Annotated in this window: 25 protein-coding genes; 10 read left to right on the forward strand and 15 right to left on the reverse strand. The window is 54.7% G+C overall.

Annotated elements, in window-relative coordinates; all coding sequences use genetic code 11:
* Positions 1–36 precede the first annotated feature (36 nt).
* Complete coding sequence (locus H2508_RS13200) at positions 37–783, forward strand: WecB/TagA/CpsF family glycosyltransferase (protein WP_182174611.1); 747 nt, start codon at positions 37–39, stop codon at positions 781–783.
* 89 nt (positions 784–872) lie between these two features.
* Here H2508_RS13200 and H2508_RS13205 read toward each other — a convergent pair whose 3' ends face one another.
* The 4 genes from H2508_RS13205 to H2508_RS13220 form a co-directional block, all read right to left on the reverse strand.
* Positions 873–2045 (reverse strand): glycosyltransferase family 4 protein, encoded by a 1173-nt coding sequence (locus H2508_RS13205; RefSeq protein WP_182174614.1) that lies wholly within the window; start codon positions 2043–2045, stop codon positions 873–875.
* Between the two features lie 246 nt (positions 2046–2291).
* Positions 2292–3302 carry a 4-hydroxythreonine-4-phosphate dehydrogenase PdxA gene (gene pdxA / locus H2508_RS13210; protein ID WP_182174617.1) on the reverse strand — a complete coding sequence of 337 codons (1011 nt, stop codon included), beginning with the start codon at positions 3300–3302 and terminating at the stop codon, positions 2292–2294.
* On the reverse strand, positions 3302–4624 hold the full coding sequence (locus H2508_RS13215; RefSeq protein WP_328799375.1) for a peptidylprolyl isomerase: 1323 nt from the start codon (positions 4622–4624) through the stop codon (positions 3302–3304). The genes pdxA and H2508_RS13215 overlap by 1 nt, the downstream gene beginning before the upstream one ends.
* Positions 4614–7043, reverse strand: coding sequence for an LPS-assembly protein LptD (locus H2508_RS13220; RefSeq protein ID WP_182174620.1), 2430 nt, complete (start codon positions 7041–7043; stop codon positions 4614–4616). The genes H2508_RS13215 and H2508_RS13220 overlap by 11 nt, the downstream gene beginning before the upstream one ends.
* A 161-nt stretch (positions 7044–7204) precedes the next feature.
* Between H2508_RS13220 and H2508_RS13225 the strand changes: the two genes are divergently transcribed.
* From H2508_RS13225 to trpC, 7 genes are all read left to right on the forward strand, one after another.
* Positions 7205–8236, forward strand: coding sequence for an aminoglycoside phosphotransferase family protein (locus tag H2508_RS13225; protein WP_182174623.1), 1032 nt, complete (start codon positions 7205–7207; stop codon positions 8234–8236).
* Positions 8233–8913, forward strand: coding sequence for an N-acetylmuramate alpha-1-phosphate uridylyltransferase MurU (murU, locus tag H2508_RS13230; RefSeq protein WP_182174626.1), 681 nt, complete (start codon positions 8233–8235; stop codon positions 8911–8913). The genes H2508_RS13225 and murU overlap by 4 nt, the downstream gene beginning before the upstream one ends.
* 75 nt (positions 8914–8988) lie before the next feature.
* Entirely contained in the window at positions 8989–9657 is a 669-nt protein-coding gene (gene rpe / locus H2508_RS13235) for a ribulose-phosphate 3-epimerase (RefSeq protein WP_182174629.1), read from the forward strand.
* Positions 9658–9852: 195 nt separating this feature from the next.
* Positions 9853–11349, forward strand: a complete 1497-nt coding sequence (trpE, locus tag H2508_RS13240) for an anthranilate synthase component I (RefSeq protein WP_182174632.1) — start codon at positions 9853–9855, stop codon at positions 11347–11349.
* A 2-nt stretch (positions 11350–11351) separates the two neighbouring features.
* Entirely contained in the window at positions 11352–11942 is a 591-nt protein-coding gene (locus H2508_RS13245) for an anthranilate synthase component II (protein WP_182174635.1), read from the forward strand.
* A complete protein-coding gene (gene trpD, locus H2508_RS13250) occupies positions 11939–12979 on the forward strand; it encodes an anthranilate phosphoribosyltransferase (protein ID WP_182174638.1) in 1041 nt (346 codons plus the stop codon). The genes H2508_RS13245 and trpD overlap by 4 nt, the downstream gene beginning before the upstream one ends.
* Positions 12976–13779, forward strand: a complete 804-nt coding sequence (gene trpC / locus H2508_RS13255; protein WP_182174641.1) for an indole-3-glycerol phosphate synthase TrpC — start codon at positions 12976–12978, stop codon at positions 13777–13779. The genes trpD and trpC overlap by 4 nt, the downstream gene beginning before the upstream one ends.
* Positions 13780–13825: 46 nt before the next feature.
* On the opposite strand, the gene crp is transcribed toward trpC, so the two are convergent.
* Positions 13826–14470 carry a cAMP-activated global transcriptional regulator CRP gene (gene crp, locus H2508_RS13260; protein ID WP_182174644.1) on the reverse strand — a complete coding sequence of 215 codons (645 nt, stop codon included), beginning with the start codon at positions 14468–14470 and terminating at the stop codon, positions 13826–13828.
* Positions 14471–14602: 132 nt separating this feature from the next.
* Between crp and H2508_RS13265 the strand changes: the two genes are divergently transcribed.
* Entirely contained in the window at positions 14603–15031 is a 429-nt protein-coding gene (locus H2508_RS13265) for an OsmC family protein (RefSeq protein WP_182174647.1), read from the forward strand.
* Positions 15032–15048: 17 nt separating this feature from the next.
* Here H2508_RS13265 and coq7 read toward each other — a convergent pair whose 3' ends face one another.
* The 10 genes from coq7 to H2508_RS13315 form a co-directional block, all read right to left on the reverse strand.
* The gene (gene coq7 / locus H2508_RS13270; protein WP_235965344.1) at positions 15049–15705 is read right to left on the reverse strand and encodes a 2-polyprenyl-3-methyl-6-methoxy-1,4-benzoquinone monooxygenase; all 657 of its coding nucleotides are present in this window, start codon (positions 15703–15705) and stop codon (positions 15049–15051) included.
* 26 nt (positions 15706–15731) lie between these two features.
* On the reverse strand, positions 15732–17021 hold the full coding sequence (gene purD / locus H2508_RS13275) for a phosphoribosylamine--glycine ligase (protein WP_182174650.1): 1290 nt from the start codon (positions 17019–17021) through the stop codon (positions 15732–15734).
* A 41-nt stretch (positions 17022–17062) separates the two neighbouring features.
* On the reverse strand, positions 17063–18637 hold the full coding sequence (gene purH / locus H2508_RS13280; RefSeq protein ID WP_182174653.1) for a bifunctional phosphoribosylaminoimidazolecarboxamide formyltransferase/IMP cyclohydrolase: 1575 nt from the start codon (positions 18635–18637) through the stop codon (positions 17063–17065).
* Positions 18638–18653: 16 nt separating this feature from the next.
* Positions 18654–18965 (reverse strand): DNA-binding transcriptional regulator Fis, encoded by a 312-nt coding sequence (fis, locus tag H2508_RS13285; RefSeq protein WP_182174656.1) that lies wholly within the window; start codon positions 18963–18965, stop codon positions 18654–18656.
* Positions 18962–19966 (reverse strand): tRNA dihydrouridine synthase DusB, encoded by a 1005-nt coding sequence (gene dusB, locus H2508_RS13290; RefSeq protein ID WP_182174659.1) that lies wholly within the window; start codon positions 19964–19966, stop codon positions 18962–18964. The genes fis and dusB overlap by 4 nt, the downstream gene beginning before the upstream one ends.
* A gap of 130 nt (positions 19967–20096) precedes the next feature.
* Positions 20097–20984 carry a 50S ribosomal protein L11 methyltransferase gene (prmA, locus tag H2508_RS13295; protein WP_182174662.1) on the reverse strand — a complete coding sequence of 296 codons (888 nt, stop codon included), beginning with the start codon at positions 20982–20984 and terminating at the stop codon, positions 20097–20099.
* 22 nt (positions 20985–21006) lie between these two features.
* Positions 21007–22347 carry an acetyl-CoA carboxylase biotin carboxylase subunit gene (gene accC, locus H2508_RS13300; protein ID WP_182174788.1) on the reverse strand — a complete coding sequence of 447 codons (1341 nt, stop codon included), beginning with the start codon at positions 22345–22347 and terminating at the stop codon, positions 21007–21009.
* 58 nt (positions 22348–22405) lie between these two features.
* Positions 22406–22870 (reverse strand): acetyl-CoA carboxylase biotin carboxyl carrier protein, encoded by a 465-nt coding sequence (accB, locus tag H2508_RS13305; RefSeq protein WP_182174665.1) that lies wholly within the window; start codon positions 22868–22870, stop codon positions 22406–22408.
* Between the two features lie 53 nt (positions 22871–22923).
* Positions 22924–23367, reverse strand: coding sequence for a type II 3-dehydroquinate dehydratase (aroQ, locus tag H2508_RS13310; protein WP_182174668.1), 444 nt, complete (start codon positions 23365–23367; stop codon positions 22924–22926).
* A 195-nt stretch (positions 23368–23562) separates the two neighbouring features.
* Entirely contained in the window at positions 23563–25320 is a 1758-nt protein-coding gene (locus tag H2508_RS13315) for a protein-disulfide reductase DsbD family protein (RefSeq protein ID WP_182174671.1), read from the reverse strand.
* Positions 25321–25478: 158 nt separating this feature from the next.
* Between H2508_RS13315 and H2508_RS13320 the strand changes: the two genes are divergently transcribed.
* Positions 25479–25964, forward strand: coding sequence for a copper chaperone PCu(A)C (locus tag H2508_RS13320; RefSeq protein WP_182174674.1), 486 nt, complete (start codon positions 25479–25481; stop codon positions 25962–25964).
* Positions 25965–25994 lie beyond the last annotated feature (30 nt).

Here is a 25994-nt window from a genome sequence, read left to right on the forward strand (position 1 = left end):
GTTGCCCAAACAAACTTTTAGCGGTTAGTGGTAAATATGAAAAGAATTGAATTATTTGACTGTCCTATGGATATTGCCACGATGGACGAAACCGTCAAAGTTATTCGTGACAGGCTATCTGCGAAACGATTTACACAGCATGTGGTAGTAAACGTTGCGAAGCTGGTTAATATGCGTAAAGACTCGGTATTAAAATCCTCAGTTATTGATTGCGATATAATCAATATTGATGGAATGGGGGTTGTACTCGGAGCACGCTTTTTGGGTTATCAAGTTCCTGAGCGGGTTGCTGGTGCAGATCTATTTGGTCATTTGCTTACCATGGCTGAGGTAGAGGGGTTTTCAGTTTACTTCCTTGGTGCTGAAGAAGATGTTGTCAGTGCTGTAAATGATAAAGTTCGATCCCAGTATCCTCGATTGAGGGTTGCTGGCTATCATCATGGATACTTCTGGCATGATGAGGAAGCAGTTGTGAGTAATATCCGAGAGTCGGGCGCCAATCTTTTATTTGTTGCGATCACCTCTCCCAAAAAAGAAAATTTCATCAATAAGTGGAAACTGGCGCTCGGTGTGGATTTTGTAATGGGGGTTGGTGGGACTTTTGATATTGTTGCTGGGCGTACTAAACGAGCCCCTCTTTGGATGCAAAATAATGGCTTAGAATGGTTATATCGAATAATTCAAGAGCCGAGCAGGATGTGGAAGCGTTATTTTTATACTAATTCTTTGTTTTTTTGGATTTTATTGAAAGAGAAGATTCGGCAGTGGCGGGTACCTACATAGTCACTTTCCGTAAGAGAGTTTCCATACTAAGTAAGAACCGCAGATTAGTTTGTTACTTCGGATGGGGTCGTTTCTATCCTTAATTATTTTTAGTGATATTTTGCTGAGATAATAGTTGATTTAGCAAGTTCGATTTCTTGTGCCGTTGTATGTCTTATGTCGATACTTTCAGCTGTGTGGCGGCCTCCTTCGGCTAGGCGATAATATGTATTTTTGTTTGAAAGTAGTTCATCGATAAGTACTGGCATCGCATTGCTATTCTCTCTTTCGAGAAGCAGTCCGTTGGAGTTATGATTAACGAACTCAGGTATTGCGCAAGTATTAAAAGATATTACAGGTAGTCCCGATGCCATTGCTTCACACATTGATACCCCTTGTGAGTCCATTCTTGTAGCAGCAAAGTAAATGCCATAATGGCTATGAGCTGTGGGAATATCGGAGTGGGCAAGAAATTTGTCAGTGACATGTATCACACTGCTTGCTCGGCGTTTTGCGATGTAGTTGAGAATATCTTTTTTCTCTGGCCCTTTACCTATAATAGTCAAGCTTATATTTTTGTCCTTTACCTTAGACATAGCGTCAATAGCTAAATCCACTGCATAAGTTCCTCTAAGGACAAGGGGGCGAATTGCCAATAGTTTATGTCTGTCTTTCCAGCGATCTTGAAAATAGAACAGTTCGGTGTCTATGCCATTGTGAATAACTTCAGAGCGCTGCCTAAGATTTAGTTCAAAGGTTCTCTCGGCGTCCTCACGTATCCACTCTGAAACAAAGACAAATCTAGTGTTACGGGTTTCGTTTATAATTTTAGTGATTGTTCTGCGTGTTCTATTAAGTACCCAGAGATCGCGGTAGATTGCTCTAGCTACAGATTTTGGTTTAGAAAACCTAATGTCTCCAGGTCGACTACGTGATAGCTTTTGGACTTCAACGCCGTGGATAAAAAATAAACAGGGTATGTCGTGGGTTATTACGTATTCGTAGATAGGCCCACCATCTATTGTGGGATTGATTGAGTGATGGAGAAGGTGAATGAATATTGCATCGTACTGGCCGTCACTTATTTCCTTAACAATTTCGTTTGCTGGCTGTTGTTGTACCTTAATGTTGTCTATTTGGTAGCGATGCTCCGACCCTGAGGGAACAAAAACTTTAACAGAAACACCCGTTTTGACATATTGCTGGTTGCGTGTGTGCACAAACATATGATTGTAAGGGGCGTTGTGTGATGGGTAGCGACCCGTGATGACGGCAACTTTCATAGTTAACTGCCAGTTCCATATTTATGCATATATTTTGCGTTGTAGCTTAAGTAGCTAGTTACTTTTTGTAGGTGGCTCATAATGTGGCGACACCTGATTAATAGATTTGGTCGTAGCCTTTATGTCATTGGTTAATAATTGGGCTATTTACTTGCTTAAGAAGTAGTATGTGATAATTCAACTGCATCTCCCGCAAAAATTTTAGAACGGATGGTGGTATTTCTAACATGCTTGGACAGGACCGTTTTAATTAATAGTTGCATTCCCTTTTATCCTATTATTGTGCGACATTATTTTAATGGCCCCGTTAATAGCTTGGCGTAAACTATCATCAGAGGCGGTGGATGCGCCCGCCAAATCCAGCGCCGTCCCATGATCCACCGAGGTCCGCACAATGGGTAGGCCTAAGGTGATGTTAATGGCCTCGCCAAAGCCCGCATATTTCAGTACGGGTAGCCCTTGATCGTGGTACATGGCTAAAAATGCGTCTGCTTGCTCCAGCATGCTTGGGTTGAAAGCCGTGTCTGCGGGCAGTGGGCCGATCAGATTAAGGCCTTGTTCCCGTAGTTTCTGCAGTAGTGGCTCAATGACTTCAATTTCTTCCCGGCCCAGGTGGCCGCCTTCGCCGGCATGGGGGTTGAGACCAAGCACTGCAATGCAGGGGTTGGCGGTGCCAAATTTGCTTGTTAAATCGCTGTGCAGTATGTGCAGAGTGCGGCTTAGACTCTCTTGGGTAATAGCCGCCGGTACGGCTGATAGCGGCAGATGGGTGGTAGCTAGTGCGACACGCAAGCTCTCAGTCGCCAGCATCATGACCACATGCTCAGTGTCAGTCTTTTCTGCTAAGTATTCGGTGTGGCCGCTGAAGGGGATGCCGGCGTCGTTGATTACGGACTTTTGTACCGGCGCGGTACACATGGCGCTGAAGCTGCCGTCGAGGCAGCCGGCGATGGCAATATCTAGGGTGTTGAGTACGTAGCGGGCGTTGTTGCTGTTCAGTTTGCCGGGTGTGACCGGCTCAGCTAGCGGGGTATGTAATACCGCTAGGTGATTGGGGCGGTGCCGGGTGGCTGCCTGTCCCGGCTGGTAGTCCTCAATGCTGACATCCAGTTGCAGCAGCTGGGCGCGTTGTCGCAGGAGCTCTGCGTCACCAATGGCGACTAGTTGGGCATCCCATGGCTGCTGGGCCGCCATCAGGGTGATGTCGGGGCCGATGCCGGCCGGTTCGCCGGTTGTAATGGCTATGGTGTTGAGCATTACTTGATATCAACAAAGGCTTCATCCCGGATTTTACGCAGCCAAGCGTCTAGCTCTTCTTGGTACTTCCGGTTATGCAGGTGCTCGCCCACTTTGTTTTTGATGACTTCTTGGGTCATGTCTTGCTCGCGTCGGTCGGTCACTTCCAATATGTGCCAGCCAAACTGACTGCGCACGGGCTCGGAGATTTGATTGACCGCCGTCTTGGCCATGGCCGCTTCAAACTCGGGCACCATTTGGCCGCGCTGGGTCCAGCCGAGTTCGCCGCCCTCCTGAGCAGAGCCGATATCTTTGGAGTACTCCCTAGCCAAGGCCGCAAAATCTTCACCATTTTCAATGCGCTGTTTCAGCTTGGCGGCTAAAGCGCGGGCTTTCTCATCGCTGAGGATTTCGCTGGGCTTGATCAGGATGTGGCGTACTTTTGTTTGAGCAACAATCTGTTCGCCGCCGCGTTTGGCATTCATGTTAACCAAGTGAATGCCGCTGGCGCTGCGAATCGGCGCTGAGGTTTCGCCTTCTGACAGAGAGGGGGCCACTTCGCTAAAGAGAGAAGGTAGGTCGCTGAGCTTGCGCCAGCCGAGGTCGCCACCGGTAAAGGGATAGGGCCCGGTGCTGCTGGAGATGGCTTGGTCGAAGGAGCGCCCATTGCGGATCTGCTGTAGCACTTGTTTTACCTGGGCTTCGGCCGCGGCAATTTCTTTGCTTGAAGCGTTGGGGGATATTGCTAGCAGGGCGTGAACGATACGGTATTCAGGCTGGGTCAGGGCTTGGCCTTCTTCGGTAGCGAGGAAGTTTTCAATTTCTTGTTCGGTAATCTGAATGCGCTGGCTGACGTTGCCGGCCTGTACCCGCTGCAGAATCATTTCGTGGCGCAGGTTCTCGCGCATCGAAGCATAAGACTGACCCTCCTCTTCGAGGCGGTCGATAAACTGGTCGACGGTCATGCGGTTTTGCGCAGCGATGCGCTGTACCGCGGCGTCCAATTGGTCATCTGAAATACGCACGCCCACTCGCTGGCCCATCTGTAGCTGGATGCTTTCGAGGATTAGGCGGTCGAGAGTTTCGCGGATGAGGGTGTCCTCAGGCGGCATCTCTAAGCCCCGGGCTTGAATGCTCTCGGTGACTCCGGCAAGGCGCTGGCGCAGCTCGCTGGCCATGATGACATCGTCATCCACAATAGCGACGACTTGGTCGAGTATTTCGGTGGCAGCATGGAGCGGAGTGGCAAGCAGGCTGCCAGCAGCTAGTGCAGAGACCAGTAGGCCACTGCGCAGTGCTTGGCCAATGCGAGAGAAGGGGATGTTCTGTGCCTTAGTATTCACGTTCTTTAAAACCTCGAATCATGTCTTCCATCAGGCCGGTCACACGGCTGCCGAAGCCGCCCATGCCCTTGAGAACAATTTGGACCTGTGTGGAGTATTCCCGTTCCAGGTTGGGGCTGTTGAAATTAGGGTTTTCCCCTGAAACGTTATCAAAATAGCGCAAGTGGACCAGTCGAACCTGCCAGCAGCAAGTATCATATTCCACTCCGACCATATCTTCTATGCTGGTGTTGGCTTCCACGCTGTAGTTGAGCGCGCCAAACAGGGCCCAGCGGTTGCCCAGTGGTATGTAAGCCGACGCGCTGGCTTGCTCGGTCACCGGCTGCAGGGTAGCGAAGGTAAGCGGGCGGCGGTAAGAGTAGCCTAGGTTGAATACGCTGCCGTCATTGGCAGTGTAGCCCGCCTGCACGTTGCCGGCGTTCATGTTGCCGCTGTAGGGGTCCCACACTAGGCTGGAGCGCAGGGTCAGGCGCTCATTAGGGTAGAAGTTAACTTCGGCGGCCAGCTCTGAGCCTGAGCGATCCAGTGTCTGATCCAGTGGATCAAGGCGGATTCGGCGATCTTCTAGGTAAAATATCTGACCGAGGCTGGCATTGAGGTGCTCGCGGCCATCGTCCTCGCTGATGTAGCGAGTGGTGAGACCAATGGAGACTTGGTTTGCATCGTCCAGTCGGTCCCGGCCTGAAAAGCGAGTTTCTCGAAACAGCTGGTTGTAGCTGAAGGTCAGCTCGGCGCTGTCAAAGTCTGGCTGGTCCTGCTGATTTTCATACTCACTGTAGAGATAGTACAGGCGCGGCTCCAGTGTCTGGAGGAGGCCGAGATTACCCAGTTTGGTGGGGCGCTCAAAATACAGGCCGCCGTCTAGGCTAAGGAGCGCCGAGCTGGCAGAGGGGCTGTCGTTATCAAAGATCTGCTGGCTGCCGTTGGTCAGTTCATATTCCAAGAAACGGTACTTGGCAGTGGGTTTGAAAAAGCCGTATTCCCATAACATGGGGTAGGTAAGGCCGGCTTCGGTGTAGATCCGCTGTCCGGTCACCCGCCGCTCGTCATTGCTGTCAAAGTAGGAGTATTGGCCGAGTAATATCGGTTCAAACTCAAAGGGGTTGTAGTCGCCGCGGTATTGCGCAGTGATTTGCGGCAACTTTTTGTAGTCGTTGTTAATGTCGTCTGCCAGCGATTGGTACTGCTGAAAATCCATGCCGACCAGCCACTTATCACCGAGGTAGTCCAAGGAGCCAAGTTGCAGCAGGTTGGTTTTACGTTTGACCTCTAGATTGGATGTCTCAAGGTCTTTCAAGTAGTCGACATCGGAGGCTTTACTGTAGTCGACATGAGAGCGCCAGCGTTTCTGGAATAGACCGTTGTGCTCGATTTTTCCTAGCCAGCGATCGTGACTGTTAAGGTCTGGGCGCTCATCTTTAAAGCGTTTGTCACTGGCCATAAAGGCGCCACCAGCGGACCAAAAGCCGACCTCTGGGCTGAAGTAGCGCAGTTTTGCCTCTTGGTTGAAGCCGCGCTCTTGGATGTAGCGCGGGGTGAGCAGGGCGTCGTAGTTGGGGGCTAGGTTCAGGTATAAGGGGACGGCAACATTGGCCCCGCCGCGGGTGTCGCTGCCGATGTCGGGCCATAGGAAGCCGGTACGGCGGCGGTCGTCTAGAGGGAAGCGCAGCCAGGGTAGGTAAAGTACTGGCACCTCGCCCACTTTCACTTTTGCGTTGCGTACGGTGCCAAGGCCTTCCTCTAGGTCCAGCTCGATGCTGCTAGCGTGAATGCTCCAGTCGTTTTCACCGGGTGCGCAGTAGCTGAGGCTGCCCTGCTCAATGTGAAGCAGGCCCTGATCATCGCGGCGCAGTGTTTGGGCGGCGCCGTGGATATGCTGTTGGTGGAGCACAAACTGGCTATTACTGATGCTGGCTTCACCAGTGTCTGAGGAGAAGCTGCCCTCTTGCCCTTTGAGCAGTAGACCTGGCTCGCGCAGGGTAATGTCGCCACTTAAGGTGCCTGTATTGTCGCCGCGGTTGAAGTAGGCCTCTTGGCCCTGGAGTCGCCGATAGCCCTGCTGGACCGCAACCCCGCCATGGAGGAACACTTCGTCGCCCTGTAGGGAGCTGCTGCGAGCTGTGGCATTAAGGTCAGAATGCTCTGGCTTGGTAGCGGTGTCGGAATCGGCCAATGGGTCGATATAACGTCCGCCACAAGCTTCACATTCTTCGTCCCTAAGCGCTTTGGGTAGTTCGCTGGCGGGTACCCAGTCCAGTGGATAGTTCGCTGGCGCGATAGCTTTGCCTTCAGCCACGGGAGGACTGCCTGCTCCGCCATCGCTTTCGCTGGCATGAGGGGCGCAAGCCGCGGAGCGGGGGTTGGCTGTACAGTCTTCGTTTCCCTGCTCCTGTGCTGCTGTCAGCAAGGGTGCGGCCATGCAGATGGCTAGTGCAAGGCGGCGAGGAAGCAAACGAAAGACGGGCAGCGATGTTGTTTGAGGTGCCGGTGTCATCAAGCTCGGGTGCAATTTCTGGTATAAACACCGATGATAAAGCATCCCCCCAGCGATGTCTGGAGTTTTCTTGTAAGGAGCCCCTTTTGCACCCACAACCCATCCCCGATGACTTGCTGCCCTGGGCTAAGAGTCAACTGAAACTTAGCTCGGCCGAGGGTAGCTTGGAACCAGTGGCTGGCGATGCCAGTAATCGGCGCTATTTTCGTTTGCGCAGCGCAGATCGCTCCCTGATTGTGATGCAGGCGCCGCCTGCCACGGAGAAGAATGCTGAATTTATCGCTGTTCAAGCGCTGCTCGCCAAAGGCGGTATTTGCGTACCACAGATACTGGCCCACGATATAGAGCGTGGTTATTTGCTCTTAGGTGATCTTGGTCGGCAGATGCTGTTGCCGCTGTTAAATGATGCGACAGTGGATGCTTGGTACAGCAAAGCTGGGGAGGTCTTGCTGCAAATTGCCCAGATCGCAGCAGCCACGGTGGTGCCGAACTATGACCGGGCGCTGTTGAATGAAGAGCTCAGTCGCTTGCCTGAGTGGTTTTTAGTGCAGCTATTGGGGCTGGAGTTGAGCCCTGCCGACAGGGGCTTATTGGCGCAGGTCAATACATTATTGGTGAGTAGCGCTCAAGCTCAGCCGCAAGTTTTGGTGCACCGGGATTTCCATAGCCGCAACTTGATGCCACAGCCGGATGGCCAGCTGGGGGTGATTGATTTTCAGGATGCAGTGATCGGCCCAATTACCTATGACCTGGTGTCATTGTTGCGCGATTGTTATATCCGTTGGCCCAAAGCTCAGGTGCGAGGCTGGGCGCTGGGCCAGCGCGACCGTCTGGTGGCAAGTGGACTACTTGATGCTATGGGGGATGAGGAGTTTTTGCGCTACTTTGATTTGATGGGCTTGCAGCGTCACTTAAAGGTATTGGGCACCTTTGCGCGGCTCTACCTGCGCGATGGTAAAGCGGCTTATTTGCAGGATCTGCCCTTGGTGCTGCACTACGTGGAGGAGCAGCTGTCAGCTTATGCAGCTGAAGAGCCTGTACTGGCTGAGTTCAATGACTGGTGGCGCGAGCGTGTTATCCCAGCCGTGGCGCGCCAGCCCTGGTCGGTGGCGCTATGAAGGCGATGATTCTGGCCGCCGGGCTGGGCACTCGGATGCGGCCGCTGACTGAGCATACCCCAAAGCCTTTACTTCCGGTGGCGGGTAAGCCTTTGCTTGAATACCACATCGAGCGTCTGGTGGCAGCTGGTATCTCAGAGCTGGTGATTAATGTCTCCCATCTGGGGCAGCAAATCATCGACTACTGTGGCGACGGTAGTCAGTGGGGCGCATCGATCCAATTTTCTGCTGAGCCAGAGCCTCTGGAAACCGCTGGCGGGATTGTGCAGGCGCTGCCTTTACTGGGCGATGAGCCCTTCTTGGTGGTCAACGGTGATATCTGGACAGACTACCCCTTTGAGCGCCTGTGCGAGAGACGTCTGGCAAGGGCCGGGGCGCATTTGGTCATGGTGGCAAACCCTGCGCAACATCCCCAGGGCGACTTTCTGCTGGACGACCAAGGCTTGTTACAGGAGAGGCCCCAGGGGCGGATAGGCCTGACCTTCTCTGGTATCGGACTGTATTCTGCGGAGTTTTTTGCTGAGCTGAGCGAAGCCAAAACAGCGCTGCGGCCATTGTTTATGGCAGCAATACAGCGGGGCAGGTTGGCTGGGGAGTTTTATGAAGGCGCATGGCAGGACATTGGCACACCCGAGCGCTTGGCTGAGTTAAATGAAGCCTTAGCAGCCTCGAAGTAGAGTGCAGTGCAGATGAACTGCGTCCCTGAAGCAGGTAGAATACGCCATCATTAATTCGCTCGGAGCGCCTACAGCATGGCCGAATACCTGATCGCCCCATCTATTTTGTCCGCTAACTTTGCCCGTCTCGGTGAAGAGGTGGACCGGGTACTAGCCGCCGGCGCCGATATTGTGCACTTTGATGTGATGGATAATCACTATGTGCCCAACTTAACGATCGGCCCCATGGTGTGTAAGGCGCTGCGCGATCATGGCGTCACGGCACCGATTGATGTGCACCTGATGGTCAGCCCAGTGGATCGTATGATCGGTGATTTTGCCGAAGCTGGTGCGACTTACATTACCTTCCATCCCGATGCTTCAACTCATGTGGACCGCTCCTTACAGATGATTCGCGATGCCGGCTGTAAGAGTGGCCTAGTGTTTAATCCCCATATGGGCTTGGATGCATTGCGCTATGTGATGGATAAAGTCGACATGATATTGCTGATGTCGGTAAACCCAGGCTTTGGCGGACAGTCTTTTATTCCGGCAACCTTGGATAAGCTCAGTGAAGCGCGTGCCTTGATCGATGCCTCAGGCCAGGATATTCGCCTGGAAGTGGACGGCGGGGTAACGCCAGCTAATATTGCCGAAATAGCTGCAGCGGGCGCGGACACTTTTGTGGCTGGCTCGGCAATTTTTAACCAGCCTGACTACGCCGCTGTCATCGCTGAAATGCGCGCTCAGCTGGCTGGCGTTTAAGCGCAGTGTCTTCGGCGGTTGCCAAGCTATTGCCTCTATGTACAATAGGGGCCTTCCCAACCTTGGAGATAGCTGTGTTCACAGCACTGCGTAACAGAGTCGGCCTGTGGTCGATGCGTGAAATTACCTGCTGGCGATGGTAGCCAGGAATTCCGCGCAACCTGATTACGCCCATTTTTTCTCCGAGGAACACCCATGACACCCGAGTTTTTTGCCGCCCTGGCAGCGCAGGACTATAACCGTATTCCCGTTAGCACTGAGGTGCTGGCCGATCTTGAAACCCCCGTTAGCACTTACCGCAAGATGGCGGAGGGACCCTATTCCTATTTCTTTGAGTCCGTTCAGGGCGGTGAGAAATGGGGGCGCTACTCAATCATTGGTTTGCCTTGTCGCACCTTGCTCAAGGTCTTTGGCTATCGCGCTGAGGTCTGGGTCGATGGTGAGCTAAGGGAATCTCAGGAAGTGGCTGACCCACTCGCATTTGCCGAAGCTTTCCAACAGCGTTACCGCAGTGCGCCGATGGCAGAGCTGCCAGTCTTTCACGGTGGCTTAGTGGGTTACTTTGGCTACGATACGGTGCGTTACGTGGAGCCAAAGCTACAGGCTAGCACCCCGCCAGACCGGCTAGGCACACCGGATATTCTGCTGATGGTGTCGGAAGAGGTGCTGGTGTTTGACAATTTGGCCGGCACCATTCGCCTGATTGTGAATACTGATCCCAGCGTGGAAGATGCCTTGGGCAAGGCTAAGGCGCGCTTACATGAGCTGGTAGAGAAGCTCCCTCAGCCGATGCCGCCCTTGCCGCAGGTTGAGTTAGGTGCCGCGCTCAATGAGCAATTAGAGCAACAAGCGAGCTCTGATTTTACCTACGAGAGCTACGCCGCAGCAGTCGAAAAGGTGAAAGAGTACGTGCTGGCTGGCGATGTGATGCAGGTCGTTCCCTCTCAGCGCATGAGTATTCCTTTTAATGCGCCGCCGCTGAACCTCTATCGTGCCCTGCGTAATCTCAACCCTTCTCCTTATATGTACTTCCTCGATCTCGGTGATTTTCATATCGTCGGCTCCTCACCGGAGATTTTGGCGCGTTTAGAGCACGGCGAAGTCACCGTACGACCCATTGCTGGAACCCGCCGTCGCGGCCGCAGTGAAGAGGAAGATGCGGCAATGGAGGCGGAGCTACTCGCTGACCCGAAAGAAATTGCCGAACACTTGATGTTGATCGACTTGGGTCGCAATGATGTCGGCCGCATTGCTAAAACCGGCAGTGTCGAGCTCACCGATAAAATGGTGGTGGAGCGCTACTCGCATGTGATGCACATCGTCTCCAATGTGACCGGACAGTTGCAGCCGGGGCGCTCCGCCATCGATGTGTTACGTGCCACCTTGCCGGCGGGTACTTTAAGTGGCGCGCCAAAAATTCGCGCGATGGAAATTATTGACGAGCTGGAGCCGGTTAAACGCGGCGTTTACGGCGGAGCGATTGGATATATTTCGTGGGCCGGTGATATGGATACCGCCATCGCGATTCGCACAGCAGTTATTAAAGATGGCCAGCTTTACGTGCAGGCCGGTGGCGGTGTCGTTGCCGACTCGCTACCTGAGTTGGAATGGAAAGAAACGCACAACAAAGCTCGGGCAATGTTCCGTGCGGCATCCATGGTGCTAGCTGCGAACCCGGAACAGGAGGCCTGAACATGTTGTTGATGATTGATAACTACGATTCTTTTACCTACAACGTGGTGCAGTATTTCGGCGAACTCGGGGCGGAAGTTAAGGTCGTCCGCAACGATGAAATTACTGTGGCAGATATCGCTGCGCTAAACCCTGAGCGCATTGTGATCTCGCCAGGGCCCTGTACGCCCAATGAGGCGGGTATTTCCATGGCGGTCATTGAGGCTTATGCCGGTAAGTTGCCGCTGCTGGGTATTTGTCTGGGCCACCAAAGCATTGGCCAAGTATTTGGCGGTAAAGTGGTCCGTGCACGCCGAGTGATGCACGGTAAAACCTCCCCAATTCACCATCGCGGTGAGGGGGTCTTTGCCGGTTTGAGTCAGCCCTTTGAGGCAACTCGTTACCACAGCTTAGTCGTGGCGCGGGATAGTTTGCCAGATTGCTTAGAGATTACTGCCTGGACCGAAACCGAGGACGGGGAGATCGATGAAATTATGGGCTTGCGCCATAAAGACTTGGTGGTCGAGGGCGTGCAGTTTCACCCAGAATCGATCCTCACTGCCCATGGCCACGATCTATTGAGAAACTTTTTGGAACAGGGGGCAACACGATGAAAATCGAACAGGCGCTGCCGCTTTGGGTGCAGGGACTGGATATTACTGCCGAGCAAATGGACTCTGTGATGCGGCAAGTGATGTCCGGCGGCGCTACGGATGCCCAGATCGGCGGCATGTTGGTCGCGCTGCGGATGAAGAGCGAAAGTATTGATGAGATAGCCGCAGCTGCTCGGGTGATGCGAGAGCTCGCTATACCGGTAGAGGTCTCGGGGGAGCACCTAGTCGACTTGGTGGGTACCGGCGGTGATGGAGCGAATTTATTCAACGTGTCTACCGCCTCTACTTTTGTCGTCGCAGCGGCCGGGGCACAAGTGGCTAAACATGGTAATCGCTCGGTCTCAAGTACCAGTGGCAGCTCCGATGTGCTGGAAGCCCTAGGCGTGCCCTTAGACTTAGACCCCGTACAGCTGGCTCGCTGTATCAAGGAGATCGGTATGGGCTTTATGTTCGCGCCCAACCATCACAGCGCTATGCGCCACGCAGTTGGCCCACGTAAAGAACTGGGCATGCGGACTTTGTTTAACATTCTCGGTCCTCTAACCAACCCCGCTGGTGTCAAGCGGCAAGTCCTAGGGGTCTTTAACCCCGGCTTGTGTGAGCCTTTGGCTGAAGTACTCAAAGCGCTAGGACATGTCCATGCGCTGGTAGTGCACGCCGATGATGGCTTGGATGAAATTTCGATCGCCAGCTCGACCCAGGTGGCTGAGCTGCGCGATGGAAGCGTTAGGATGTACCACATCAGTCCAGAAGACTTTGGTATGAAGCGCCAGAGCTTAGACGGCCTTGCCGTGAGCAGCGCTGAGGAATCGGCCAATTTGATTCGTGCCGCCTTGTCGGGCAAAGATACAGAGCAGGCGCGCAAGGCCGCTGATTTAATCGCCTTGAATGCTGGGGCTACGATCTACGTTGCCGGGTTGGCGGTATCACTGGCTGAGGGCGTGGCTCTGGCTGAAGACTTATTAGCTAGCGGACAGGCGATAGAAAAACTGAAGTCCTTTGTGGATTTCACTCAGATGATGAGAGCGACAACATGAGCACTTCGGCCCCCACAATTTTGCGTAAGATTCTGGCTCGCAAGGCTGAGGAAGTGCGGCAGCGACGCAGCCGTGAATCACTAGCACAGCTTGAGTCACGCATTAGCGAACAGTCGGCACCCCGGGGTTTTGCGACAGCGCTCTCCCAGCGTGTTGCGGCTGCCGAAGCGGCAGTGATTGCCGAAATTAAAAAGGCCTCACCGAGCAAGGGAGTCATTCGCGAGAACTTTCAGCCCCCTGAGATTGCCACTAGTTATGAGAAAGGCGGGGCCGCCTGTCTTTCAGTATTGACGGATGTCGATTTCTTTCAAGGTGCGGACAGCTATTTGCAGCAGGCTCGAGCAGCCACGAATTTGCCGGTTATTCGCAAAGATTTTACGGTTGACCCCTACCAGGTCGTTGAGGCACGGGCTATTGGTGCCGATGCGATATTGTTGATTGTCGCGGCGCTAGAAGATGCGCAGATGCATGAGCTATCCCAGACGGCTCAGGAATATGGCCTAGATGTGCTAGTCGAGGTGCATGATCGCGCCGAGTTAGAGCGGGCTCTGGAGTTGCCAACGCCGCTGGTCGGCATCAACAACCGTGACTTGCACAGTTTTGATACTAGCCTGCAAACGACTTTAGACTTGCTGCAGCACATCCCAGATGATCGTGTCGTTATCACCGAAAGCGGTATTCATACGATTGCAGATGTGGACTTAATGCGTGAGCAGGGAGTTCACGCCTTCTTGGTTGGGGAGGCCTTTATGCGGGCTCCTGAACCGGGTGAAAAGCTGCGCGAGTTGTTCGGCCTGTAAAACGCTTGTCGGGGCCTGCCTATGTTCTAGGGCGGCCCCGTGATTGTTAGCGCGTTCCGTAGACCACCATCGTTTTACCAGTGACCGATACGAGGCCATCTTGCTCCAGCAGTTTGAGCACGCGGCCGGCCATTTCCCGTGAGCAGCCGACAATTTTGCCAAGTTCTTGGCGGGTAATTTTGATTTGCATGCCATCAGGGTGGGTCATGGCGTCGGGCTGTTTGCTGAGGTCGAGCAGGGTATGGGCAATGCGTCCCGAAACATCCACAAAGGCCAGGTTTTTGAGTTTGTGGGTGGTTTGGCGCAAGCGATTGGCCATTTGCCGAGCTATGCAATAAAGAATATCGGGAAATTGGCTGCGAATTTGGTGGAATCGCTGGTAGGAAATTTCCGCTACCATGCAGTCGCTTTTGGCCGTTACTACGGCGCTACGAACCTCAGGGCCATCTTCGAATAAGCCCATTTCACCGAAAAAATCACCAATATTGAGGTAGCTGACGACAAGAAGTTGCTCGCTGTGCTCTTCGTCGTGCACCTGAATTGAGACAGAGCCGTCTAGAATCAGGTATAGCGTGTCACAATTGCCACCCTCTTGCAGGATGATGCTTTTGGCTTTGTAGCTTCGCTGATGGCAATGTGTCAAAAAATCTTCAATATTCGGGATGGCGTTCACAACTTGAGGCTTTAACACTTGACCAATACCCTTTTGTCGACATTCAACAGCACAGATCAATACTACCTTAGCCAAGACTTAAGTAAAGTCGCAATGCTGTGCTAAGCTGCCGCGCCTGATATTACTGGTAACTTAGGATAAGCAATTGGCATGAAGGCAACAGTTAAGTGGACCGACGGCGCTATGTTTGTGGGTGAGTCGGGCAGTGGCCACACAGTGGTAATGGATGGCCCAGAGGATCTTGGGGGCCGCAATCTCGGCGCGCGGCCGATGGAGATGCTGCTGATGGGTGTTGGTGGTTGTTCCAGCTACGATGTGATGAGCATGCTGAAAAAGTCCCGTCAGAAAGTCGTGGACTGTCGCGTAGAGCTCGAAGCTGAGCGCGCGGATGCTATTCCGGCCGTGTTTACTCGCATCCACATGCACTTTGTGGTGTCGGGTGTGAAGCTGAAAGAGACGCAAGTTAAGCGAGCGGTGGAGCTGTCCGCCGAGAAATACTGCTCGGCATCAATCATGCTCGGAGCTGGAGGCGTCGCTATCAGCCACAGCTATGAAGTGCTGGAATTTGAGCCCAGCTGAGTTCGCTAGAGGCGGCTTTAGACCCAGTAGCTGCTCTTTGTCATGAGCTGAGACACCAGGGTCATGGCGTCTTTTAGCGCGGGTGGTAGTTCAGCACCGCCAGCTAATAAGGCGTTTTCACCATGACGCTCTTCGTCTTCGAGCATTTGCTGCAGGATGAGGCGTGATTTGCGATCATCTTCTGGCAGTTGCTTCAGATGGCTGCGCAAGTGCTGGCAGACCCGCTCCTCGGTGGCAGCTACAAAGCCTAAGCTCCACTTATCGCCAATGGCACCAGCGGTCGCTCCTAGCATGAAGGACAGGCCGTACCAAGCAGGGTTTAGGTAGCTGCCGCGACTGCCCAGCTCTTGCAGACGCTGTTCGCACCAAGCCAAATGGTCAGCTTCTTCACGGGCTGCTTCGCGCATTTCGCCGCGCACTTCAGAGAGTTTCGCGGTTAAGGCTTGGCCTTGATACAGCGCTTGGGCGCACACTTCACCGGTGTGGTTGACGCGCATGAGGCCTGCCACGTGCTTGCGCTCTGTTTCGCTCATGGGGGTGTCGCGATGCCCTTGTGCAGGTGAGGGGCGGGCAGGCACTTGATTGCGCGCTGACAAAGAGCGCAGAACAGTATCAGCTTCGCTAATTACACGATCTAAAAAGCTCAGTTGCCGCTGCTGTCGTTTTGCCATCATAGTGCCGCCTCCATTGCTCACAGCTATCACTTACTCATTTGTCGGGCGACTGCGCGCCAGCCAATATCATTGCGCAGGGTCATACCCTCCCAGCTTATTTTCTGTGTCGCTTGGTAGCAAATGCGCTGGGCTTCTTCGATATCCGCACCGAGTGCCGTTACGCAAAGTACGCGTCCGCCACTGGTGACAACCTTATCACCTTCCACTGCGGTGCCGGCGTGGAATACCTTCACACTGTCCGGGAAGTCGCTGTCTAAGCCTGAAATTTCTTTGCCCTTGGAATAGTTGCCCGGATAACCACCTGCGGCAAGGACGACTCCAATTGAGACGCGCTCATCCCATTCGGCGCGAGCTTGATCGAGTTGTCCGTCCAGTGCCAGTTCGCACAACTCCACTAGGTCGGACTTGAGGCGCATCAAAATGGGCTGAGTTTCAGGGTCGCCAAAGCGACAGTTGTACTCGATCACCTTGGGCTCACCTTGGTCGGTGATCATCAGGCCGGCGTAGAGGAAACCGCGGTAGGCATTCCCTTCAGCTGCCATGCCGTCCACTGTGGGTCGAATGACTTCCTTTTGAATGCGATCGAAAACTTCCTGAGTGACCACTGGAGCAGGCGAGTAAGCACCCATACCGCCGGTGTTGGGGCCGGTGTCGCCTTCGCCGATCCGTTTATGGTCCTGCGAGGTCACCATGGGCAGCACGTTGTGTCCGTCTACCATCACGATAAAGCTGGCTTCTTCGCCCCGCAAAAATTCTTCAATGACGACCCGAGAGCCCGCTTCGCCGAAGGCGTTGCCGGACAGCATGTCGGTAACTGCGGCCTCGGCATCGGCCAATGAGTCGGCGACGACCACACCTTTGCCGGCGGCTAGGCCATCGGCCTTGACCACAATCGGGGCGCCCTTTTCGCGCAGATAGGCCAGTGCTGGCTCTAGCTCAGTGAAGCTAGCGTATTCTGCAGTGGGAATGTTGTGGCGCGCCAGAAAGTCCTTGGTAAAGGTCTTGGAGCCTTCCAGTTGTGCTGCGGCTTTAGTGGGGCCGTAGCAGCGCAGGCCCTGCTCGCTAAAGTAGTCGACGACACCATCGACTAATGGCGCCTCTGGGCCCACGATGGTTAAGCCAACATCGTTACTATTGGCAAAGTTGACCAGTGCGGGGAAGTCCAAAATATCGAGAGCGACGTTTTCGACTCCTGTTTCGCCCGCGGTGCCGGCGTTGCCCGGTGCCACGAAGACGGTCTTTACTTTGTCAGATTGGGCAACTTTCCAAGCCAGCGCGTGTTCGCGCCCACCACCACCGAGAATCAATACATTCATCTTGTTACACACCTTTTACTTGTGTTGTTTGAGCGTCAGCCTTAGTGGCGGAAGTGGCGCATGCCAGTAAATACCATAGCCATGCCGTGCTCGTCGGCGGCGGCAATCACTTCATCGTCGCGGATCGAGCCACCTGGCTGAATCACCGCGGCAATGCCCGCTTCACCGGCACTGTCGATGCCATCCCGGAAGGGGAAGAAGGCATCAGATGCCATCACGGAGCCCGCCACTGTCAGGCCAGCGTGCTCTGCTTTGATGGCCGCGATACGCGCGGAGTTGATGCGGCTCATCTGACCGGCGCCCACGCCAATAGTCTGGCCCTGGTTGGCATATACAATGGCGTTTGATTTGACAAACTTGGCGACTTTCCAGGCAAACAGCAGGTCTTGCATCTGTTGTTCACTGGGCTGCACTTTGCTGACCACTTTGAGATCTGCTGCGCTCACCATGCCAAGGTCGCGATCTTGTACCAGTAAACCACCGTTGACGCGCTTGTAGTCAAAAGCAGACTGGGCAGCAGACCACTGGCCACAGGCTAGGAGGCGTACATTCTTTTTGCCAGCCACGGCAGCGCGGGCTTCTTCGCTCACGCTGGGGGCAATAATCACTTCGACGAACTGACGCTCAACAATAGCCTTGGCTGTGGCAGCGTCGAGCTCTCGGTTAAAGGCGATAATGCCACCAAAGGCTGATTCAGGGTCGGTAGCAAAGGCCAGCTCATAGGCTTGCAGCAGGTTGCCCGCCACTGCCACACCGCAGGGGTTGGCGTGTTTAACGATCACGCAAGCCGGCTGTTCGAAATTTTTCACACACTCCAGGGCGGCATCGGTGTCGGCTACGTTGTTGTAGGACAGCTCTTTACCCTGCAGTTGTTGTGCCGTGGCGATACCTGCTTCAGCGGGCTTGGCTTCAACATAAAAAGCAGCTTGCTGATGCGGGTTTTCGCCGTAGCGCATTTCCTGCACTTTGTGGAACTGGGTGTTGAAAGTGCGCGGGAACTGCTCTGAGCCGCCGGGTACTAATTTGCCAAAGTGGTTGGCAATGGCCGCATCGTAAGCTGCAGTGTGCTCGTAGGCTTTAATGGCGAGGTTAAATCGCGTGTCCAGTGATGTGGCACCCTTATTGGCACGCATTTCCTCAAGGATGTCTTGGTAATCGCTAGCGTTAACCACAATGTTGACGAAACGGTGGTTTTTAGCCGCAGCGCGCACCATGGTAGGGCCGCCGATATCAATATTTTCTACTGCATCTTCTAGGCTGCAGTCGGGCTTGGCCACAGTGGCCTCGAAGGGGTAGAGGTTGACCACGACCATATCGATGGCATCGATCCCGTGCTCGGCCATGACTGCGTCGTCTTGGCCGCGACGGGCCAAAATACCGCCGTGCACTTTGGGGTGCAGGGTCTTGACTCGACCGTCCATCATTTCGGGGAAGCCGGTGTAATCGGCGACCTCAGTCACATCCAGGCCCTGCTCTTTGAGCAGCCGATAAGTGCCGCCGGTAGAGAGTAGAGCGACGCCCATTTCCTGAAGGGCGCTGGCAAACTCAGCGATGCCAGTTTTGTCGGATACGCTGATTAGCGCGCGTTTGATGCTTACAAGATTGCTGTTGCTCATGGGGATGGGTAGCCTATCAGTCCTTGTTCGTGAGGAGGTCGTACTGCTTAAGTTTTTTGCGTAGGGTGCCGCGGTTCAGGCCGAGCATGATTGATGCTTTAGTCTGATTGTTGCGGGTGTAACTCATGATCTCGCGCAATAGCGGCGCTTCAACTTCTGCCAACACCAGTTGATAGAAATCGGTAGTCATCTGTCCATCGAGTGCTTCTAGATAATTGCGCACCGCATAGGTCACAGCGCTTTGCAGTTTGCTGGAAGGGTCGTCATCGACATGTCTACTATCGTTTGCGGGAGCCGTTGTAGGGCTGATGGGTTCCACCCGGTTCATGCTGCGAGTTCCTTCTTATCTGAAGCTTGAGTTGGAGCCAGGTTAAATAGCTGGTCCAAAAAATGCTGTTGCGCTTGCGCCTGGTTCAGGGCGTTAAAGGCCTTTCGCTGGGAGGCCAGTAGGGGGTGTTGCTGGAGGTACCAGCCGATGTGCTTTCGGGCTATACGCAGGCCCATGAAGTCACCGTAAAATTCATGCAGGGCAGCCAAGTGCCCGCGGATAATAGCGTGTTGCTCTGCGAGTGATGGGTCGGGCAGCACTTCGCCACGATCTAGCCAAGCGGCGATTTGACCGCATAACCATGGGCGCCCTTGTGCGGCGCGGCCGATCATCACCCCAGCGGCTCCGGTGTGTGCGATGACTGCCGCCGCTTTTTGCGCTGAGTCGATATCGCCGTTGGCAAATACCGGAATCTCGACCGCATCGACAATGGCCGCGATAGTATCGTACTCCACTGCGCCCTTGAAGGCGCAGGCCCGGGTGCGCCCATGCACCGCTAATGCGGCTATGCCGCTGTCTTGGGCAATGCGGGCAATCGTCACCCCGTTGCGTTCGCTGGGGCTGCTGCCAGTGCGAATCTTTAGGGTGACCGGTACTGCAACAGCCTGCACCACCGCTTGCAGTATGTCTGCGACCAGAGCTTCCTGCGCCAGCAGGGCTGAGCCGGCGGCTTTGCGACAGACTTTTTTCGCTGGACAGCCCATGTTGATATCGATGATCTGGGCGCCCTGGGCAACATTAAGTTGCGCTGCCGCGGCCATCTCCTGTGGGTCGTTGCCGGCAATTTGCACCGAGCGCGGCTCGCACTCAGCGTCGTGTTGGCTGCGCCACTGGGTTTTGCGAGTGCCTTGCATGCGGGGATTGCTGCTGAGCATTTCAGACACCACAAGCCCTGCGCCCTGGGCGGCACATAGCCGCCGAAAGGGCAGGTCGGTTACCCCGGCCATTGGCGCAAGTGCCACCCGGTTCGGGAGTTTGTAGGGGCCTATATGCAGAGTCACAGTGTGGTCAAAAAAGCATCAACAGAGAGGCGGCTATGATACTTGAGCGCCGAGCGGGGGTCCAAACGAATCTGGCCAAAATTTGCGCAAGATGGCTACTTGCGCACAGTTTTGGCGCTGCTTGTCAGTGCTAGTCTAAAACTCCCTGCAGGCAGACCCAGTCATCTTGCTGTCCAGCAACCGAGAGCTGTAGCTGTGCTGCGTAGTGGGCGCAGAGGGATTCCGCTTGGCTGGCTAAGAGGCCAGAGATTAAAACGGTCGCGCCTGGGCGCGCCAAGCCAAGCAAGGTGTCGGAGAGCTCCATCAAGGGGCCCGCCAGTATATTAGCCACCACAACATCGGCCTGTTGCTGCCATTGCGCCAGCACTTCGCTGCCGGGTAAGCTGAGGCTTAAGCTCTCTTCTGCCAAGCTATTGCGAGCCGCATTATCGCGACTGGCGACCAAGGCCTGAGGGTCGTTGTCTACGCCTAGGGCCCGTGTTGCGCCGAGTTTTAGAGCAGCTACTGCCAAGATGCCAGAGCCGCAGCCATAATCGACGACAGCTTTGTCTTGCAGGTCCATGTCCGCTAGTGCGCTCAGGCAGAGGGCTGTAGTGGGATGGGTGCCAGTGCCGAAGGCGAGGCCCGGATCGAGCAGCAGGTTAACGGCGTCGGGCTCGGGGGGCTCCAGCCAGCTGGGGCAGACCCACAGCCGAGAACCAAAGCGCATGGGCTGGTAGTGTTTGATCCACTCTCGCTCCCAGTCTTTGTCCTCTAGGATCTCTACCCGCTGATTGCACTTATCCAATAGCGCTGGCGGAAACTGCGCCAACACAGCTTTCATGTCCGTGTCAGCAAGGTACAGTCCGGTGAGACGGATTTGCTGCCACAGAGGGGTCTCGCCGACGCCGGGTTCTAGCACCGGTTGGTCGGCGTTGTCTTCCATGGTCACGGCCACCGAGCCAGTGGCGAGCATCAGCTCTTCCAGTGACTCGACTTGCTCAGGGTGGGTGTCCAGTCGCAGTTGTAGCCAGCTCACAGCGCTGCTCCGAGCGGCTGCATCAGTCTTCTAACTTACTTTCTAAGTAGTGAATACTGACGCCGCCAGCTTGGAATGAGCGGTCACGCACCAGGTCGCGGTGCAGCGCGGTGTTGGTGCGGATGCCCTCGACGACCAATTCATCCAGTGCTTGGCGCATGCGGGCTAGAGCCGTTGCACGATCTGGACCAAAGGTGATCACTTTCGCAATCAAGGAGTCGTAAAAAGGCGGAACGGTGTAGCCATCGTAAAGATGGGAGTCAACGCGTACGCCCAGCCCACCAGGAGCGTGAAAAGTAGTCACTTTGCCCGGCGATGGGATAAAGCTCTGTGGATCTTCAGCGTTGATCCGACACTCAAATGAGTGGCCAGAGATTTTGACGTCTTCTTGCTTGATCGACAGGGGTAGGCCAGCGGCAATGCGCAGCTGCTCTCGGACAATGTCGATACCTGTGACCATCTCCGTTACCGGGTGCTCTACCTGGACGCGAGTGTTCATTTCAATGAAGTAGAAACCGCCGTCTTCATAGAGGAACTCAAAAGTACCGGCACCGCGGTAGCCGATATCGATACAGGCTTTGACACAGGCATCTGCCACTTTTTTCCTGGCTTCCTCGTCAATGCCGGGGGCTGGTGCCTCTTCAATCACTTTTTGGTGGCGGCGCTGTAGAGAGCAGTCGCGATCACCAAGGTGGACTGCATTGCCTTGGCCGTCGGCCAGGATTTGAATCTCCACGTGGCGGGGCTTTTGCAGGAATTTCTCCAGATACACCACATCAGAGCCAAAGGCTGAGGCCGCTTCAGACTGGGTGACTTGCACCGAGTTGATGAGTGCCGCTTCGTTGTGCACTACGCGCATGCCGCGGCCACCGCCGCCAGCGGCAGCTTTGACAATTACTGGGTAGCCGATCTTGCGGGCAATTTGCAGGGTCTGTTCGTGGTCGTCAGTGAGTGGGCCATCGGAGCCTGGCACCGTCGGCACGCCAGCGCGTTTCATGGCCTGAATAGCTGATACTTTATCGCCCATCAGGCGGATGGTATCTGCCTTGGGGCCGACAAAGATGAAACCGCTTTTCTCGACCTGGTCGGCAAAGGCGGCGTTTTCCGCCAAAAAGCCATAACCTGGGTGGATGGCGCTGGCGTTGGTGACTTCGGCAGCACTGATAATAGCCGGTACGTTCAAGTAGCTCTCGCTACTTGCGGCGGGGCCAATGCAGACTGACTCATCGGCCAGGCGGACGTGCATCAACTCGCTGTCGGCCTTGGAGTGCACCGCGACGGTTTTGATATCCAGTTCCTTGCAGGCACGCAGCACGCGTAGGGCAATCTCCCCGCGGTTGGCAATAAGCACCTTGTCCAAAATGGGCATCTATCGATCCTCTGTTGCTATTTAGGTGGCGAGCGCAAACTCGCGCAGGGTTTTAAACGATGGTGAACAGAGGCTGTTCAAACTCGACTGCCTCACCGTTTTCAACCAGGATCTCTCCGATGACACCGGACTTGTCAGCTTCAATCTGGTTCATCATTTTCATTGCTTCTACGATGCACACAACTTCGCCGGCGCGAACGGTCTGGCCTACTTCAACAAAGGGTGGTGAGCTAGGCGAGGGCGAGCGGTAGAAAGTACCGACCATGGGCGAGCTCATCACGTGGCCACTCGGGACGGCTACAGTGTCGGCAGCAGGCTCTGGCTTGCTCGCTGGGTTTGCACTAGCTGTGGCGGCAGGTGCACTAGCCATCGGCGCATAGCCGGGGTGTGCGGCAAATACGGTTTGGCCGCTATTGCGACTAATGCGTACCGATTCCTCGCCTTCTTTAATTTCAATCTCATCGATGTTGGACTCTTCCAGCAATTCGATCAGTTTTTTTACTTTGCGAATGTCCATAGTCAGTTCTCTTGGCTTCTGTTTGTGACTGTTTTAGCGGTTTTTGTTTTGCTTCAGGCCGGCTCGAGGCTGCTCAGTGCGGCTTGCAGGGCAAACTCGTAACCCTGTGCCCCCAGCCCGCAGATAACACCCCGGGCCAGGTCGGAAAAATAAGAGTGGTGACGAAAGGCTTCACGGGCATGTACGTTAGACAAATGGACCTCAATAAAAGGAATATCCACCGCAGCCAAGGCGTCGCGTAGCGCCACGCTGGTATGCGTGAAGGCGGCCGGGTTAATAATAATAAAGTCCACCCCTTCTGGGCGGGCTTGTTGTACCCGTTCAATCAACTCGTATTCGGCATTACTTTGCATTGCGAGCAGGTGGTGGCCGCTACTGCGGGCCAGCTGTTCTAGTCGGGTATTGATGTCGCTTAAGGTTGTGGCGCCATAGACCGCAGGCTCCCGTTCCCCTAAGAGGTTCAGGTTGGGCCCGTGCAGTACTAAAATGCTTGCCATGTCGCGATCTCCCCCTAGTTTTGCGCCAAATTGCAGCGGCGCAAGTGGGGAATTTTGGCGCAATAAATTTCAATTGTCTATGATTGCGCTAGCTTTGTCGGATTTTGGCTGCAGTTAGACGCTGATTTCAGGGAGTTAGTCCGCTCAGCGGGCTTGGGAGTGCTGAACACTGGCTGCTTTGCGGAGCAAACTGAGCTATCGAGCAGAGCTAAGCTCGCCCCCCGATAGGGGGGCGGGCAAAGTGGCCAGTGCATCCAAGACGGTCTGTTTGCGCAGTATTTGCGGGAGAATCAATGGCTCGCTAGCTAGGTCTGTCGAGTACAGCACATAAAAGGGAATCCCGTTGCGGCCGTGTTGACGTAGGAAGTCGGCGATTGCTGGGTCGTAGTTGGTCCAGTCGGCTACCATGTAGGCCACGCCTTGATCGTTGAAAGCTGAGCGGATTTCATCGGTGTGCAGCACCGCCTTCTCGTTGGCGATACAGGTGATACACCAGTCAGCGGTGACATCGACAAAGACCGGCTGTCCTGAACTGCGCAATTCTTGTAGTAACTGCGGTGACCAAGCCAGTCCGTGACTAAGTTGGGCGCTGCTAGGGTTGTCAGCTGGCGCTGTGCGCCAGACACCTAAAGCGAGCGCCGCGATCAGGCAAAGCACAGCACCCGTGCGGCGCCACCAGCTGTGGTGCCACAGCCACAGGGCTAGCGCTAAGAATAAGCCTCCCAGTAGTGCCGATGCCATCGTGTCCACGCCGGTCTGTCGGCCGGCCACCCAAAGCAACCAAATAGCGCTGGCATATAGAGGAAAGGCCAGCACTTGTTTCATGCTTTCCATCCAGGCACCAGGTTTGGGCATTAGGCGGCGGGCGAGGCCGCTGTAGCTCAGCACTAACAAAGGCGCTGCCATGCCGGCGCCCAGCGCAGCAAAGATGCTAAGGCTGACGTAGGCTGGCTGAGTGATGGCAAAGCCCAGCGCTGTGCCCATGAGTGGTGCGGTGCAAGGGCTGGCCACTACCACGGCTAACACTCCGGTGAAAAAGCTGCCGCTGTCGCCTTTGCGATTGGCTAGTGAAGCTCCGCTATTCATCAGGCTGCTGCCCAGCTCAATCACCCCAGAAAGTGCCAAGCCCATGGCTAAGAATAGATAGGCTAGTGCGATGACAAAGCCGGGGCTTTGCAATTGGAAGCCCCAGCCAATGGCTCGGCCGCCCTGCTGTAAGGTGATTAGTATTGTGGCGACTAAAATAAAACTAGTGACAACGCCGGCGCTGTAAATCCAGCTTTGGCGGTGGCGGCTAGCTGAGCTTGCGCCAGCAAAGCTCAGCACTTTTAGAGATAGTACTGGAAACACGCAGGGCATTAAGTTGAGTAGGCTGCCACCTAAAAAGGCCAGCGCCATCATGGCTAAAATAGTCAGCACTGAGGCATTCGAGTCAATGCTTTTCGCTGAGCTGAGGGGGGCGGCTTCGGCGCCGCTGACTTCTTTGATGACGCCAGTGTCAAAGTTGATGCTGAAGCTTTGGTGGCGTGGCGGGTAGCACAGACCAGCATCGGCACAGCCTTGGCTGGCAACTCGCAGCGTAGCGGTGCCGCTGCGTTGCTCGCTAGCTAGATCGAGGTCTAGACTGTTGTAATAAACGCGAGTGTCCCCAAAAAATTCATCGTGGCGCTCTATGGCGGGCGGGAAATCGGCCTGCAGCTCCCTGCTGCCTTGGCTATCGTGAAGACTAAATTTGAATTGATGCTGGTAGAGATAATAGCTGTCGGCAATCTGCCAGTAGAGGCGCAAGCCATCAGCTTGGCTATTAATTTCCAGTTGGTAGGCTTCTTCTACGGGCAGAAAGCTGGGCGATGTAGAGCTGGCAAAAGGGTTGCCAGTATTGCTAGAGGCTCCAAACTGCGCGTGGCTGAGTGAGCTGATGACCAACAGTAAGCTGGCAAATACCAGGCGCATGAAGTCTCCTAAAAAAATTAACAAGCCGATGGGGGGCAGGTGGCCACAGTTTAACAGTGCCAGGGCGATGACCCAACGGCGACCGCAGGCCACTGCGGTGATATAGTCACTATGACGCTTATAATTGCATTTGGTTTCATGCCATCGGGAGAGAGTGAATGACTTGGCTAAGTAATGGCGGGCTGCGGCGCAGTGGCTCTGCAGCAGCCTGCGCTCTTGCGCTGTTGTGTACTGTGTCCTCTGTCAGCGCAGAGGTTCTGCTTTCTGGGGCTTGGCTTAGAGCATTGCCGCCCACACAAAATACTACAGCGGCCTATGTGAGCGTGCATAATCAGGGCAGCACTAGCGTGGCCGTGATCGGTGGTCGGGCCGAGCTCACTGCCAAGGTGGAGGTTCACCAGAGTTTGGAAGAAGAGGGCTTTATGCGTATGCGGCCAGTGCCTTCTTTAGTTATAGCTCCCCAAGAAAGCGTGGAGCTGGCACCAGGTGGGATACACTTAATGTTGCTGGAGTTGGAGCGCATGCCGACCGAAGGCGAGTTGCTAGAGCTGTGTTTGAGCCTCGATGATGGCAGTGAAAGCTGCACCAAGGCACGAGTTCAGCGTGGCCCCGAGCAGCATATGGATCATTCGCAGCACCACTGAGTAGATAAATCTGTGGTTTAAGGAGTTGTA

Source organism: Sediminihaliea albiluteola (assembly GCF_014077625.1).
Lineage (GTDB): Bacteria > Pseudomonadota > Gammaproteobacteria > Pseudomonadales > Halieaceae > Sediminihaliea > Sediminihaliea albiluteola.

Excerpts from the sequence above, each read along its gene's own strand:
- H2508_RS13245 (WP_182174635.1), top strand. The coding sequence starts at position 11,352 with ATGTTGTTGATGATTGATAACTACGATTCTTTTACCTACAACGTGGTG.
- H2508_RS13220 (WP_182174620.1), bottom strand. The coding sequence starts at position 7,043 with ATGGCCGCACCCTTGCTGACAGCAGCACAGGAGCAGGGAAACGAAGAC.
- murU (WP_182174626.1), top strand. The coding sequence starts at position 8,233 with ATGAAGGCGATGATTCTGGCCGCCGGGCTGGGCACTCGGATGCGGCCG.
- H2508_RS13205 (WP_182174614.1), bottom strand. The coding sequence starts at position 2,045 with ATGAAAGTTGCCGTCATCACGGGTCGCTACCCATCACACAACGCCCCT.
- fis (WP_182174656.1), bottom strand. The coding sequence starts at position 18,965 with ATGAACCGGGTGGAACCCATCAGCCCTACAACGGCTCCCGCAAACGAT.
- trpC (WP_182174641.1), top strand. The coding sequence starts at position 12,976 with ATGAGCACTTCGGCCCCCACAATTTTGCGTAAGATTCTGGCTCGCAAG.
- H2508_RS13315 (WP_182174671.1), bottom strand. The coding sequence starts at position 25,320 with ATGCGCCTGGTATTTGCCAGCTTACTGTTGGTCATCAGCTCACTCAGC.
- coq7 (WP_235965344.1), bottom strand. The coding sequence starts at position 15,705 with ATGATGGCAAAACGACAGCAGCGGCAACTGAGCTTTTTAGATCGTGTA.
- purH (WP_182174653.1), bottom strand. The coding sequence starts at position 18,637 with ATGAGCAACAGCAATCTTGTAAGCATCAAACGCGCGCTAATCAGCGTA.
- aroQ (WP_182174668.1), bottom strand. The coding sequence starts at position 23,367 with ATGGCAAGCATTTTAGTACTGCACGGGCCCAACCTGAACCTCTTAGGG.
- H2508_RS13265 (WP_182174647.1), top strand. The coding sequence starts at position 14,603 with ATGAAGGCAACAGTTAAGTGGACCGACGGCGCTATGTTTGTGGGTGAG.
- H2508_RS13200 (WP_182174611.1), top strand. The coding sequence starts at position 37 with ATGAAAAGAATTGAATTATTTGACTGTCCTATGGATATTGCCACGATG.
- trpE (WP_182174632.1), top strand. The coding sequence starts at position 9,853 with ATGACACCCGAGTTTTTTGCCGCCCTGGCAGCGCAGGACTATAACCGT.
- purD (WP_182174650.1), bottom strand. The coding sequence starts at position 17,021 with ATGAATGTATTGATTCTCGGTGGTGGTGGGCGCGAACACGCGCTGGCT.
- H2508_RS13320 (WP_182174674.1), top strand. The coding sequence starts at position 25,479 with ATGACTTGGCTAAGTAATGGCGGGCTGCGGCGCAGTGGCTCTGCAGCA.
- rpe (WP_182174629.1), top strand. The coding sequence starts at position 8,989 with ATGGCCGAATACCTGATCGCCCCATCTATTTTGTCCGCTAACTTTGCC.
- pdxA (WP_182174617.1), bottom strand. The coding sequence starts at position 3,302 with ATGCTCAACACCATAGCCATTACAACCGGCGAACCGGCCGGCATCGGC.
- trpD (WP_182174638.1), top strand. The coding sequence starts at position 11,939 with ATGAAAATCGAACAGGCGCTGCCGCTTTGGGTGCAGGGACTGGATATT.
- accB (WP_182174665.1), bottom strand. The coding sequence starts at position 22,870 with ATGGACATTCGCAAAGTAAAAAAACTGATCGAATTGCTGGAAGAGTCC.